Raw genomic sequence first — 13,338 nt, forward strand, 5'->3', positions numbered from 1 at the left:
AATGAGTGCATTGTCATCGCTGAGTTTGGCTTGATAGCGGTAGCAGGTTTCACTAATGCCAAATGCTTTACAAGCCAAACGAATACTAATGGCATGCTGGGCAACTGCCTGTTGTGCCATCTTACGCCGGCAAGATGGCTTTACCACTTTTTTGCCATCGCTTCCTGGGTGATTTCGGCCTTTAATCGCTCTTCCGCATACATCTTTTTAAGTCTGGTATTTTCGGCTTCTAGCTCTTTCAGTCGAGCCATTAATGATGTATCCATACCACCATATTTGGCACGCCATTTATAAAAGGTAGCATTACTCATGCCGTGTTCACGGCAAAGGGTCGCTACAGGTGTGCCAGATTCTGCCTGTTTCAAGATGGACATGATCTGACTGTCAGTAAATTTAGATGTTTTCATGCAGAATCTCCTGCTCGTATCTTAAGAGAAAATTCTACTTTTAGATCCTTTTATTTTTAGGGGGGATTACCGCCCCTAGGGTTAAACTCTTTAAATTCATCAGCATTGCTAGCAAATTCTGTAAAAAAGTTATGCCATGTAAATAATGACTCTAATTCCTGTTGGTTTTGAATCGGTTTAGGCAACTTATATCCAATGACCCAATATGGTGCTGTACAGCAAACATGCTCAGGTATAAGGACTTGCTGTAAGGCTGTTTCAGCACTTACTAAATATAAATTATCGTATAAATAAACGATATTTCCTTGTAAAGCTTCTTGAATACAATGATCTACATCTATATGGGTATCCTTCATGTAGTCCGTCTCCATTTTTTGAAATCACATTCTTAAACTTGTTAAATTATTTAACGCAGTAATTAATCATTAATCTGGGCTAAACTCCAACGGCGATAGATGACTGCTAAAAATAAATCACTAAAGATTTTTTGGCAGGTATTATATTTATAGTTGTAATTACTAATTACTATGCTTACCCCTTTCTTACTTTTAGCCGCTTCAAGTTCAGCTTTAATTTCCTTCCATGACAGTTTTGATATTTTAATTTTTTCTTTAAACTGCTTGTATATAAATTTTAACTCACGACAAAATTTATCAAACTCCTGATACTCTACTTCGCTTTGGATATACACCTCCATACGAGCATCTATAAGACGAATACGGCGCTCAAAATAATCTAACGTAAAGTTACTATCCAGCACAGCTGTGAAAATTTCAAAATCAGCTTCGCTAAATACATTTCCAGACTTATTTCTATTGATATGCTTTAACAGCATGTCTAAAGGATTACTTTTAGAAATATCGTTTTTTTGTTGATGGTGTCTATTTTTATACAGGTTTGAGGCCAAGTCTCTCCCAATTTCTTTCAACTTCAGATTTTCATTTTTTCCTGAAATTACATCTATAATATCATTCAATTCTGATTTCAGTTTGAGCCTTTCGGTTACATTATCAGTTTGCTCTACATCTTCACATTTTAATATCTGAGTATGCCACCGATCAGGAAATATTGCGTCTTGAATAATCTTTGAATTGGGAGCTATCTTCTCTAAGATTTCTTTTAATTCAAGCTTTTCTTTCATTTGAGACGTATTCAATTGTTTCTTGAATACTCTACAAGAGAGTAAAGCTCTTACAATATTTGCTGATATTTTACTTTCATCTGGACATAATGCATCCCCGACTAACATTGAACCAAAATGCAGGTAATAGTTGGCTGTCATCTCAATAGATGAATGGCCAATAAAATGTGCCAAAATCTTCCAAACATCCTGACGTCCAGCAATACTGTCCGTATTACCCAATAAATAATTTTTAATTTTGGCAATATGATCGGGTGAATAGCCGATCCAACTTTTAATTAATGTTTCACTGCCTTTCAAAATTAAAGCTAAATTGTTTGTCGCAGTATGCCTAAAGCTATGAAAGGAATAATCGTGTGGTTCGTTATTGAATAAAGTATCAAAAATTTCCTTTGTCTTAGCACTAATAAAACGAGATGAAAAAATTTGACCAAATTCATCTTGGAAGATAAAACAGTCTTCTCCCCCTAACCATTTTTGACCAACTTTTACATTAAGATGCTTTTTGATTAGGCCAATAAATTCATTCAATTCACATTCAGTCAGCAACTCATCAAGACAAATTCCTCGTTTTGCATTCGTCGTTTTAACCTGACGATGATAATTATTATGAATTAAGATTTTGATAAATTGAGGATTGCTTGCTGTTAAATAATAATATTCCTCATTGCCAATTGTTTTAGGATCTAGCTCAATCATGACTAAATCTCTTAACCGTAATCCAAGAATCTCACCAATCCTTAAACCTGTGCGGTAAGCAAGCATACAAATTATTTTGAATATACTTTTTTGTTCTTTACTCAGTTCAACTTGGCGACCAATCAAATTATTAAAATGCGCCCACATCACTGGGGTTATATATGATGATCTACACATCTGAAGATCATCAGATTTTAACTGGTCTAAATAATTTACTCGAGGAGCATCAAAATTATGCATTAAACTTTTATGAAATTTTTTTAAATTTTTTACAGCTTTACCATAGCTATTATATTTCACCTCCCTAACATTATTTTTAGATGCTTTATTTTGTCGTTGCTTATCAACAATAAATTTTTCACTTAAAATATACTCATATGCTCCCTCAAATTGTTCTTCATCCATCTTCAGAAGATCAAGGTCATGAGTAACAACATACATAAAAAGGTCTTCAGCGAATGAGGATTTATAAGTATCCAAGGAACTCAGCGCAATTCCGTCTTTTGCTCTAGAAACATTTGAAGATTGACCGCTCACGAGGTAATCCCGATACCATGTCATCAACGCAATCTGAACACTCACTAGCGCAATATCTTTAGCTATTTTATATGTCTGATTACTATAACTTTCTTTAAGTGACTGAATATCTTCTGACAATTGTTTAATGGTCTCGGGTTTTTTTCTACCTTGAAATTGCCCTATCAATCCTTTTTTAATTTCTGCGGCACAATGATATTCTGTGCTCAGTTTTTGTATATTTTCAGACTTAGGCTTTCGAAAACTCCCGTTCGGATCATCAAATGCATTTTCGGAAGTAATCAATTTCTTTTTTAAAGATTTATTGTCTTTAAATGCATCAAGTGTCTCAAGCATTTTTAAGGTTGACAATGATAGTGCAGCGCTGTCTAACGCCCCCTTAGATAATGCTGTTGTGAAACCATCAAGCGTATTCTTTTGACTAAAATACTGCACGTAATCGACATGCTCAAATAATTGATATTTTTCCTTTGCAAAATAATCACGTAAAACACTATTTTTATCGACATCCAATATAGCCAAATCAATATATTGATCAAAGCCTTCATCATTTTGAGCATCGATAGACTCTATAAGCTGAACGAGCCTTTTTTCTCCCTGACGCCTTTCACTTTGAGTTTCAAACTCAATTATATTGATGAGTCTCACCATCATTAACAAACTAATTGATGTAAGATAAATTTGTTTAATTTGGAATGAATTATCGAGATATACTAAATTCGCATATTTCTCATTTTCTACTGGATAATTATATAAATAACCCGTTTTTGATGAACCTTGACAATATAGGGATACAAGTCCACTCGACAATTCTGATGGTTTTAACTGATCATTTGAAAAATATGCTCTGAGTGATCTTAAAATCGCCATTAAGTCTTTTTTATGACTACACCCACAATCAATAATTAGTGCCATTAAAAATTGTCGAAGAAGTAATTCCTTTTGCTCATCCGTAAAATCAGCATTAAAAACATCAGTTTTAAGCCTTTTCGGTAATTCAGTCTCCCAAAAGAAATGCAACTTGAGCTTAAACTCATGTAACCTTTGCCCTCTAAGCAACTTCATTTGCGTTGATTCAATATCTTTAATATTTGGAGCTGAATATGCTCTTTGAATAAGCTTAATTTCATATTGATCCTTTAACCACGGTAATTGTGACTCTATTTCTTGCTTTTTTTTCACACATAATTCAGACCAAAATCCCCTTAATTCTTCCAAATCTTTTTTTGAGATTTTCCTATTGCGAAAGTATTTCTCTACTTTAGCTCGATTCGAATACATTTCGTTTTGAATAAGATCATCAAGTTTCTTTTTTTCACAAGATTCCGTGATCTCATGGATAAGAAATTCTGAGATTTTTTCAAATAAAAGATTCGTCGAAGACTCTAGCTTAGTTCGAATTTTTTGTAACTCTTCATCTTTCATGATTGGCTCACCACTGATTTTAATCCCAGTCTTTTAAACAGCTGATTTACTGCATCTTGAATTTCAATCATGTAGGTGTAGGGCTGTAAAGATGAATATTTTGAAAATCCGATCTCATTTTGTTGATCGTGCGCATACCAACTCTTAAAAATCGCATCAGGCAATTCCAGAAAATTCCTTACAAAATGGCGCGTCCAATTGGGATATAACTCATCCATTTCAGGAAAGTTTTCTGATAAATAAGATGCTATATGCTTTTGTGTAAGTGGCTCCAATGTGAAGCTCATGAATTCTGAACCTTTCTTCCAATAAGAAAGGTAATAGATATGATCTGCTGTATTAGCTAGCTCTAAGGCATTAATGTTTTTGATAAATTCATCATAATGCTGTAACTCATTAACAACGAATTCGATCAGAGGTGAATAACGACCATGTGGACGAGATCTACTGCTCTTATCATGGATATATGCAATATTAGTAATAAAATCAAAATTTTCTCTGATACTAGATGCACCTATAGCAGGACGTGCACCTGAAGACAATAAACAACAAAACCAAATCCAAACACTGAAAGCATTAAATTTTTCAGCAATGTCTTGTTCTTCTTTTAAAACTTGGACAACTTTCAAGTTTAATGTATTTAAGAATTTTTTCGCATTATCAAATGACCATACACGCTGACTTCCTACGCGGGCTTGCTCTTCTACTTGAATAAATTGCGGACGATCTAAAACATTTACCTCGTTTTTATTTTGAAACCATAGATATATATACTGCTCATATACCTCATTTAACTGTTTATAAGAAAATCCCCCATACGCTAGATCAGGTTGATGTGAAACCTGTCTACCGATTAAGAAATTTTTCGTAAGATCATCTTTACATATACGGTTCAAATGAAAGGAAAGTTGTAAAGCAATTGAAGTAACTGATATCGGGCCTATACGACGATGATAAAACCATTCTGATAAAGACTTTTCGAAATCTGTATTCGTTAGATTGGAAAGGTTAGCCTTTCTAATTCTATCAATCCACATAGCAGGAATTTGAAATGCCCAAGTTGTATGCTCGTTATATTTATTGTCTTTTTTAGCAATTTGACCTTTCAAATTTTTATTTACATTTGCATCAACGATCCACAAATAATAGGCACGATTGGGGCTACGTTTTAATTGCTTAGTTTTTAGCAACTGGTCGATATCTTGAAATATAACGGCACTCTGCCCGGTAAAGATTGACATCAAGCAACAAGCTGCTTTTGCAGATTCCATGATATCTTTGTTTTCATGAAGTTGGTCAAGTAAAACCTGGTTTACAATTTTTAATAAGGGTATGTCCAAATAGTAAATATTACTCACCGTTGGTTGCTGAGTTCTATCTATATGACGATTCAATCTTTGATTTGAGACAAATGGTGCTAGTCTACGCGTATCTTCATTTAGATTATAATCATACTGCTTAGAAGTCTTATCTTCATCGACTTCATCATCAATGTTATCTTTGTCATCTGAGTAATCAGACTGACTCTCGGTGACCAAAGGTGGATTATGATATGTCTGCGGATCAACGTCCAAATCCTCTATATTTTCAATCTCATCCGTCCTTTTAATTCTTACGTTGTGGCGATAACAGATATCCTCAACTGCGATTCTGTACTCGTCTAAATACCTTGTTAGAGATTTGATTATATTTTCTGAAACATTAGCATCAAAGCGCTTACAGAATTCTGTGACATGTACATTTTGGGCTTTTGCATAAGTATTGAATTCTTTAATGGTCTTAGCCGTATGATCGAACTCAATAAGATGATTAAAATATTGAGAAATTATAGGTAAAACTTCAGAAAGAAAACCTTTAAAACTTTTTTCCATCATTTTTAAAATTAGATAGAAATTATAGTTTAGCCTTTCAATTTTAGCTTGAGAGTTCTCCATATTGGACATCAACCCAATTAAAAAATTTACAACATTAAAAATTTTTAAAATATTTTGGTTAATCGAAATCTGTTTTTCTTTATTTACAACATCCAAATCTTCAACATTTTTATATAAAATGCAGATACTTGATGACCCTAAAATACTTTTATACTGGGTTTTAGATTTATTTATGTTTAAATATGAATATATACCTTCACATAAAACTTTTAATTCCCTCATAAATTCATCAGTCATATAAGTATTATGAAAATCTTTTAAATCACATGATTCTAATAGAAGCAAACCTTCTCTATATGAAGATAAAATTTCAGTTAAACAAGCACACCTTGATTTAAAAACTTCTAAATCTAATTTATTATTCATTTCAGCACTCCACAATATCAACTTTCGATTTTTCAAAAATATTTCTAGGTAATTTAAAATAATTTATAAAATCTGTTTTATAAATTTTACTAGGAACATGATATTTATTCCTCTTCAAGATTTCCTTATTAATTAAATAAAATAAATTTTCATCTTCTAATTTAGTTAAATAATCAAAAAGTTCCTTATAGAAGTTAATTCTATATTCACATTTTATTTTGTGACTTTGAAGATAAGTAAATAGCTCTAACCAAAAAATATAGTTAGCTTGATTCTTAAACCAATCTTCATTACTTTTAGCTTCAATAGATAAAAGATACGTATGTTGTGTAAGACTCAAATAGTCTTTCTTAACGCGAGTAATCATTGACTTTTTCAGTCGATCTTTTGCATTTTTTTGATCACCTACCTCAACATTAGTAAGCTTTATTGTCTGGTCGATTATGTCGGAGAATTTTCTTAGCGAACTTTCAGTTAATTTGGCTTGTTGCCGGTCCGATAGCTTAAAACTCTTCTTTGGTTTAGCTTGTTTTTTGGACATTATTAGCTCCAAATTCATCATTCTAAAAATTTCATAAAGGCTTTTTTTGAGCATGAGAAATCTTAGGACCTAAATCTCAATCAAATTTAAGCTAATGATATTTTTAAAAAATCGATTATAAATTTTTTCTGGATGAGCTAGCTTTTCTTGTTATTGCGTGTCTTTTTTATATCAAATGCAATAAGCCTTAATAACAAGAAAAACTGTCTCGATTTTTCTAGGCTTCTTCTTTGACACAAGCAAATTTGTAGACTTCCGCCTTACTCCAACGAAGACTACGTCCATGCCTAATAGGATTAATAGGCCCATTTTCGTACAATGCCCATTTACGCAGTGTTTGTTCTGCATACCCTAATAAACGAGCAGCTTCACTAGTAGATAGCAATAATCTATCTTCGGTAATTTGTTTAACTTTATGTTTCATGTTGATTAAGGTATCTGAATTAATATATTTATATAAAACTAAACTTTTTAAGTAATTCATATACATCTGAAACTTTTTTATGATTTCATAATACTAAAGAAGATTTAAAAAAACCCAGAATAAAAACCATGGCATTGATTTATATGAGATATTTTTGATGAAAATATGGAACCACAAAAGTAAAATGAGTACCTTCCAAGGGACTGTCAATCTCATTATCTTCAACAGCACTCAGTTCGGAAGAATCGGTCTAACAAACCAAAATTCTTTATATACTTTCTATTACTTAATTAAAAAATATAAAAATTATAATTTTACTGTTCAAATAGAACCTCATTAAAAACCATTAAACATAATAATTAGACCTCTTGCGAAAGTATTATTTTGACTATTTTAGACTTTGATATTTATTTAAAAATCAAAGCTTACCACTGATTAAATTTTGACTAACGCAAGATATCTATTATATTTATTATTTTTTTGAAATATATTATTTAACTATACTCCTTAAACATCATTATTTAAAATCACAATATACTAAAGAATAAGATTACAATTAAAAATTTATCATACAGTTGACCTACTTCATTACAATAACACAATAACAGGTTAAGTTAATATATCAATTGGGTTTAATTTTTATATTTTATCAGCAGTGTAAAATATCCCTATAGCAGTATTAAAAGTAACCCAATAGTTAATATAACTTCATTTTAAAATACTCAAAAATTTTATTTTTAGTGCAAGAAGTAACAGTCCACACACCGTATAAACAAGGTTTATTATTTTAATTTAATAAATCAAAAACTTGTAGTATCTAAAAATACAATGCGTAAATATTTACAGCTCAAGTTCACACTACAGTATCGGCTTATAACCTAGAATATGTATTCTTGACTTATATAAACTTTATTTGCTCGAACGCATAAATGCTGTTTATCCTGAATGGATTCCTGCCGTTGTGTTCTACCAAGAAGTTTTAGAGTTTGAATATCTAGAAACGGTCAGAATCTTAAGGGAATATCTTGCAACAATATAATCAGTCACCAAACTTGAACTCTAACAGCTCAACTGTGTTAAAAAAAATATGGTTTTTGCCCCCGCTATGTAAGCCCTACTATGTACAGACCAAAGGCAAAGTTGAACGCTTTAATGAATACCTCAAATCAAGACTATATTAATGGCTCAACTAACACCATCTGACGCTGCTATCGGATTCCCTAACCGCTCTGAGGATCAACTACAGCCTAAAAAACTGGCAAGCACTCTGGCCGCTATCTGGTTGATGGTAACTTACCAATCAACATAAGAAGCATTGCTTCATAAGGGATCTAAAATCAGATGTGTTCCAGGGCCTTGGGACGTAATAACTAGTTATTTGCTGGCTCGATGAGCAGTTGTCAGCGAGCAGCTAATATCATACACCTGATTCAGTCAGCAAAGCTGAATGGACTGGATCCGCATGCCCAATTAAGTGATGTGCCGAAAAGGTTGCCGATACATAAAGTGACCCAGATTGAAGAATTACTTCCACACCGATGGAAACCCAACTCAAATTAAAAAATAGCTATGGGGTTTAGCGAATGCTTACAGAATAATGTTGATTTAAGCTGCTTACCATTTGCTTACCAGAATCTAAAAACAAAAAAACCACTTACGATTAGTACACGTAAGTGGTTGTTTTATATGGTGGGCCCAGACAGACTTGAACTGTCGACCAACGGATTATGAGTCCGCTGCTCTAACCGACTGAGCTATAGGCCCTATAATTGAATTTGTTATATTTCAACAAGTTCAAGCGCAAAGAATACTAGCGAAGATTTTTTAAAAACACAAGCCATTTTCAGAAATTGCTGTATAGATAGTCAGCAGACGAATTTGATTATTATTGAAATATAAAAACTACACCTTCACTTTCCGAAACATTGCCCGATGCAACTTTAAACGCTTCTCTTTACGCACTTCTAAAAACAACTCAAACATTGACCATACCAAGACCAATAACAACACAGTCAATGCCACAAGAAAAGTCGTCAAATAAGCCACTTTAGTATCCTTCCATGATGCGTGGAATAGTGAAATGATGAATAGAATCATAGCTAATTACGACCAAAGTCTAATGATTTACAAATCATTTGAATAGTGCATTTTTGCTCAATTTAAGACTTAATTTCTCTCAATTCATATATTTTTAATATTAAAAACAAAGTATTTAGAGTTAAAACCAATAAAAGATATAACGCTATATCAACTGCATCACTTGAGATTGCTATATTTCAAACAATTTTCTGTTGACTCTTATATAAAACAAGCAGAAATTATGCATTTCCAGATTCATCAGCTGTTACATCTATGTTGAAAAAATTTATAGGCGAGTCCGCATTCAAACTTGCAGGATGGCAATATCAGGTAGAACCCAACATCCTCGAAAATAAACAAGTGATCGTCGGTTTTGAACACACCTCAATGATGGATGCAATCCTCTCGCTTGCTCTGTTCCAAATTTATGATATTAAAATTCATACTTTAATCAAAAAAGAGCTTTTTAAAGGGCCACTTAAACCTATTTTAGAAAAAGTCGGCGGTATTCCAGTAGACCGTAAATCTAACAAAGATATTGTGTCGCAAATGGTCGAACTTTTTGATCAAAATGAACATTTCAATTTGGTCATCGCACCCGAAGCAACTCGCGCAAAAACAGGTGAAGCCCGCAAGCCAATTCGTACAGGTTTTTGGCATATTGCCAAAGCAGCCAATGTGCCTATCGTTTTAATGTATGCCAACTCACAAACCAAACAAGGTGGGATTTTTGGCAAAATCTATCCGACAGATTTAGATCACGATATGGCACTTATCCAACAATTATATAAAGAACATGTGGGCTTAGATATTGTCATTCCTGAGCCTAAAACAACTCAAAGTAACACTTAAAAAAACCTAAAACTCTGCCCTTTATCTAAAAAAAGGGCTTATGTTAGAATGGGCGCAATTTTGATAGGCATACTGCCAATCTGTAAGGAGCATAGTTCGCATGGCGGGTCATTCCAAGTGGGCCAACATTAAGCATCGCAAAGCCAAACAAGATGCTAGTCGTGGTAAGTTGTTTACCAAATTTATTCGTGAATTAACAACTGCTGCAAAGCTCGGCGGTCCAGATGCGGCAAGTAACCCTCGTTTACGTGCTGTTGTGGAAAAAGCACTTTCAGTTAACATGACACGTGACGTCATTAACCGTGCCATCCAGCGTGGTGCAGGCGGTGACGATAACGACGATCTTAAAGAAGTAACCTATGAAGGTTATGGTGTAGGTGGTGTTGCGGTTATTGTAGAAACCATGACAGACAACTTAAACCGTACCGTGCCAGATGTACGTCACTGTTTCTCTAAAACTGACGGTAACTTAGGTACCAATGGTTCTGTAGCATTCCTGTTCACAAAACGTGGTGAAATTTCATTTGAAGATTCATCTTTAGAAGATCAAGTGATGGAAGTGGCTTTAGAAGCTGGCGCAGAAGATATTGAAGTGTCTGAAGATGGCATTTTGGTTATTACCACGCCAGAAGCTTTTGGTACAGTTCAAGATGCGCTCACAGCAGCAGGTTTGAAATCTGACAATGCTGAAGTGGTCATGAGCCCATCGACCAAAGCAGAAATTACAGACATCGATCAAGCGAAAAAAATTATGAAAATGATTGATATGCTTGAAGATTTAGATGATGTTCAAAACGTATATACCAACGTTGAATTCTCTGATGAAGTTTTAGCACAATTAGACGCATAATCGGTCTAACTGCAATTCCTAAAAACGCACGTTCTCGTGCGTTTTTTTATAGATCCAGTCAAAATAATTCTAAGATTCTAATAAATTAAACTTTATTTAATAAACCATGACAGTTTAAAACATCATATTCTTTAATCACAAAGCTAGAATGCAAACCTGCCACATGCTCAATTTTACCAATCCGTTTTAATAAAATTTCGCTGTAATTTTCCATATCTCGTGCCACAACCTCTACAATAAAATCTGCAGTCTGTCCCGTCACCAAAAATGCACGTATCACTTCAGGAATACTTTCCAATTCATCCAAAAATTTAGCAAAAATATCGGTATCGTGTTTGCTCAAAGACACCTGCAACAACACATGCAAACTAAAGCCCAGTTTTTGATAATTAATTTCACGCTTTAAACCTGAAATAATTTTATGATCGATCAGACTTTTAATACGGCGATGCACCGAACTTACCGACAGATTAACCCGCTCGGAAAGTTCATTCAAATTGACATCTTCATTGCTTAAAATTTCTAAAATATGCTTATCGTAGCGATCTAATTCCATTTTTCAAGCACTCAATCTAATCTGATAAAATTTAAACTCATGATGCCATTATACTTAAATTATTTTGCAGACTAAGCATCTTTATCGAAAATTATTTTCCATTATTAAAGCAAAATGTTTATGATTCAACAGATCACCGCTTATCGTTTTGAGCAACTTAACAGACAAACGGAACAGCTTTCTAATTTATTGATTTTCAAATTTTTAAATTTAAAAAACTCAACAAAACAACGATTCTACTCATAAATTTTCACAATCCCGACCGTCTATCTTTTACAAGTGTATAGAAATGTATTAAAACAGATGCGCTCGACAATAAGCACAATGCAGCACAACAAAACCAATAAAAATACAAGGAATCGTCATGGCTTTTAAATCTCTAAGCTTGCTGAAAATAAAATTAGCTCTGTATTTACCGTAGAAACTCAGACCAGCTCTTTATTCGATGGACTCTTAAGTGGTGGCTCTTTAAGCAATACCTTTTCTGGTTTGCTTGGCAGCCTGACTAGTTCGACCTCGACCACACCTACCCTAGATTCTTTATTAAAAAGTTTACTCTCTGGCAGCAGCTTAGATAGTTCTAGCCTAACCAATCTAATCAGCCAATTTTCAAGCTCGAATACCAACTTAGATATCACCAGTTTAATTAGCAAACTGACACAATCCAATGGCGGTAGCTTCGATATTGCTTCCATCACCAATTTACTCAGCGGCATGATTGACAGCAATGCAGGTGATTTAGATATTACGAAACTCACCCAATTAGTGAGTGGGTTAATCGGTGGTAATACGGGTAATCTTGATATTGCTCAAATTGCTCAACTGGTTAGTGGCTTGATTGGTGGCAACATCGGTGGAGGTTTAGGCGGTCTAGATATCGCAGTGATTGCTGAACTTGTAGGCGGTTTAATCCAAGGCAATGGCGATCTTGATATTGCGCAAATTGCTCAACTGGCAAGCGGCTTGATTGGCAGCAATATCGGTGGCGGTTTAGGCGGTATGGATATCGCGGTCATTGCTGAATTAGTAGGCGGTTTAATGCAAGGCAATGGCGATCTTGATATTGCACAAATTGCGCAACTGGCAAGCGGCTTAATTGGCGGTAACATCGGTGGTGATTTAGGTGGTCTAGATATCGCTGCTCTAGAACCAATTCTTGCGTTGCTTAATCCTGAAGGTCAGCTTGCAAGTGACTTTGATCTAGGTGGTTTATTAAATAATCTGACTGGAGATACAACTGGTGGTTTCAGCTTAGATGGCTTGAGTGATGGTTTTGACAACTTAATTTCTGGTTCAGATTTTAACATCAGCGACTTACTGCAAGGTGCGTCATCTACAACCAGTTCAGAGATCAATATTGATAGCTTAGTCCCTGCATTAGGCGATGCATTTGGCAATTTAACTGGTGGCACATCAGACACTCAATTTGATTTAGCTACCCTGCCAAATTTGGTACAGACTTTTGATTTGAATAACTTAAATTCTTTGTTCTAATCCTTGGTTTTAGGTTTTTATACATCAGTATCC

At 34.1% G+C, this 13,338-nt stretch carries 10 protein-coding genes, 1 tRNA gene and 2 pseudogenes; 4 read left to right on the forward strand and 9 right to left on the reverse strand.

From position 1 onward, the window contains the following. The 6 genes and pseudogenes from FTT74_RS00005 to FTT74_RS00030 all read right to left on the reverse strand — a co-directional run. Nucleotides 1-407: pseudogene (locus FTT74_RS00005) on the reverse strand (transposase); the annotation flags it as partial. Between the two features lie 56 nt (nt 408-463). Continuing rightward, nucleotides 464-763, reverse strand: a complete 300-nt coding sequence (locus tag FTT74_RS00010) for a hypothetical protein (protein WP_179988450.1) — start codon at nt 761-763, stop codon at nt 464-466. 62 nt (nt 764-825) lie between these two features. Next, nucleotides 826-4,209, reverse strand: coding sequence for an integrase (locus tag FTT74_RS00015; RefSeq protein ID WP_179988449.1), 3,384 nt, complete (start codon nt 4,207-4,209; stop codon nt 826-828). After that, nucleotides 4,206-6,509, reverse strand: a complete 2,304-nt coding sequence (locus FTT74_RS00020) for a hypothetical protein (RefSeq protein ID WP_179988448.1) — start codon at nt 6,507-6,509, stop codon at nt 4,206-4,208. The genes FTT74_RS00015 and FTT74_RS00020 overlap by 4 nt, the downstream gene beginning before the upstream one ends. Nucleotide 6,510: 1 nt before the next feature. Then, nucleotides 6,511-7,050: a hypothetical protein gene (locus tag FTT74_RS00025; RefSeq protein ID WP_136144442.1), complete on the reverse strand. Its 540-nt coding sequence runs from the start codon at nt 7,048-7,050 to the stop codon at nt 6,511-6,513. A 217-nt stretch (nt 7,051-7,267) separates the two neighbouring features. Then, nucleotides 7,268-7,474 (reverse strand): helix-turn-helix domain-containing protein, encoded by a 207-nt coding sequence (locus FTT74_RS00030; RefSeq protein WP_005399592.1) that lies wholly within the window; start codon nt 7,472-7,474, stop codon nt 7,268-7,270. Between the two features lie 1,193 nt (nt 7,475-8,667). Here FTT74_RS00030 and FTT74_RS00035 point away from each other — a divergent pair. Then, nucleotides 8,668-9,034, forward strand: a pseudogene (locus FTT74_RS00035) (transposase domain-containing protein); the annotation flags it as partial. A gap of 127 nt (nt 9,035-9,161) precedes the next feature. Here the strand turns inward: FTT74_RS00035 and FTT74_RS00040 are convergent. Then, a tRNA-Ile gene (locus FTT74_RS00040) sits at nt 9,162-9,238 on the reverse strand. A 138-nt stretch (nt 9,239-9,376) separates the two neighbouring features. Then, nucleotides 9,377-9,520, reverse strand: coding sequence for a hypothetical protein (locus tag FTT74_RS00045; protein ID WP_154320842.1), 144 nt, complete (start codon nt 9,518-9,520; stop codon nt 9,377-9,379). 306 nt (nt 9,521-9,826) lie between these two features. Between FTT74_RS00045 and FTT74_RS00050 the strand changes: the two genes are divergently transcribed. Next, the gene (locus FTT74_RS00050; protein WP_004971428.1) at nt 9,827-10,405 is read left to right on the forward strand and encodes a 1-acyl-sn-glycerol-3-phosphate acyltransferase; all 579 of its coding nucleotides are present in this window, start codon (nt 9,827-9,829) and stop codon (nt 10,403-10,405) included. A 100-nt stretch (nt 10,406-10,505) separates the two neighbouring features. After that, nucleotides 10,506-11,255, forward strand: coding sequence for a YebC/PmpR family DNA-binding transcriptional regulator (locus FTT74_RS00055; RefSeq protein ID WP_096902288.1), 750 nt, complete (start codon nt 10,506-10,508; stop codon nt 11,253-11,255). Nucleotides 11,256-11,340: 85 nt separating this feature from the next. Here the strand turns inward: FTT74_RS00055 and FTT74_RS00060 are convergent, their stop codons facing one another. Continuing rightward, nucleotides 11,341-11,811, reverse strand: a complete 471-nt coding sequence (locus tag FTT74_RS00060) for an Lrp/AsnC family transcriptional regulator (RefSeq protein ID WP_004971430.1) — start codon at nt 11,809-11,811, stop codon at nt 11,341-11,343. A gap of 489 nt (nt 11,812-12,300) precedes the next feature. Here FTT74_RS00060 and FTT74_RS00065 point away from each other — a divergent pair, with 489 nt between their 5' ends. Then, nucleotides 12,301-13,305, forward strand: coding sequence for a hypothetical protein (locus FTT74_RS00065; RefSeq protein ID WP_218944555.1), 1,005 nt, complete (start codon nt 12,301-12,303; stop codon nt 13,303-13,305). The last annotated feature ends 33 nt before the right edge of the window (nt 13,306-13,338 follow it).

The organism is Acinetobacter sp. YH01007, assembly GCF_013420425.1.
GTDB classification, from domain to species: Bacteria; Pseudomonadota; Gammaproteobacteria; order Pseudomonadales; family Moraxellaceae; genus Acinetobacter; species Acinetobacter towneri.

Bases quoted from the DNA above. Each gene is read 5' to 3' on its own strand.
- FTT74_RS00010 (WP_179988450.1), bottom strand. From the start codon at position 763: ATGAAGGATACCCATATAGATGTAGATCATTGTATTCAAGAAGCTTTA.
- FTT74_RS00015 (WP_179988449.1), bottom strand. From the start codon at position 4,209: ATGAAAGATGAAGAGTTACAAAAAATTCGAACTAAGCTAGAGTCTTCG.
- FTT74_RS00020 (WP_179988448.1), bottom strand. From the start codon at position 6,509: ATGAATAATAAATTAGATTTAGAAGTTTTTAAATCAAGGTGTGCTTGT.
- FTT74_RS00025 (WP_136144442.1), bottom strand. From the start codon at position 7,050: ATGTCCAAAAAACAAGCTAAACCAAAGAAGAGTTTTAAGCTATCGGAC.
- FTT74_RS00030 (WP_005399592.1), bottom strand. From the start codon at position 7,474: ATGAAACATAAAGTTAAACAAATTACCGAAGATAGATTATTGCTATCT.
- FTT74_RS00050 (WP_004971428.1), top strand. From the start codon at position 9,827: ATGTTGAAAAAATTTATAGGCGAGTCCGCATTCAAACTTGCAGGATGG.
- FTT74_RS00055 (WP_096902288.1), top strand. From the start codon at position 10,506: ATGGCGGGTCATTCCAAGTGGGCCAACATTAAGCATCGCAAAGCCAAA.
- FTT74_RS00060 (WP_004971430.1), bottom strand. From the start codon at position 11,811: ATGGAATTAGATCGCTACGATAAGCATATTTTAGAAATTTTAAGCAAT.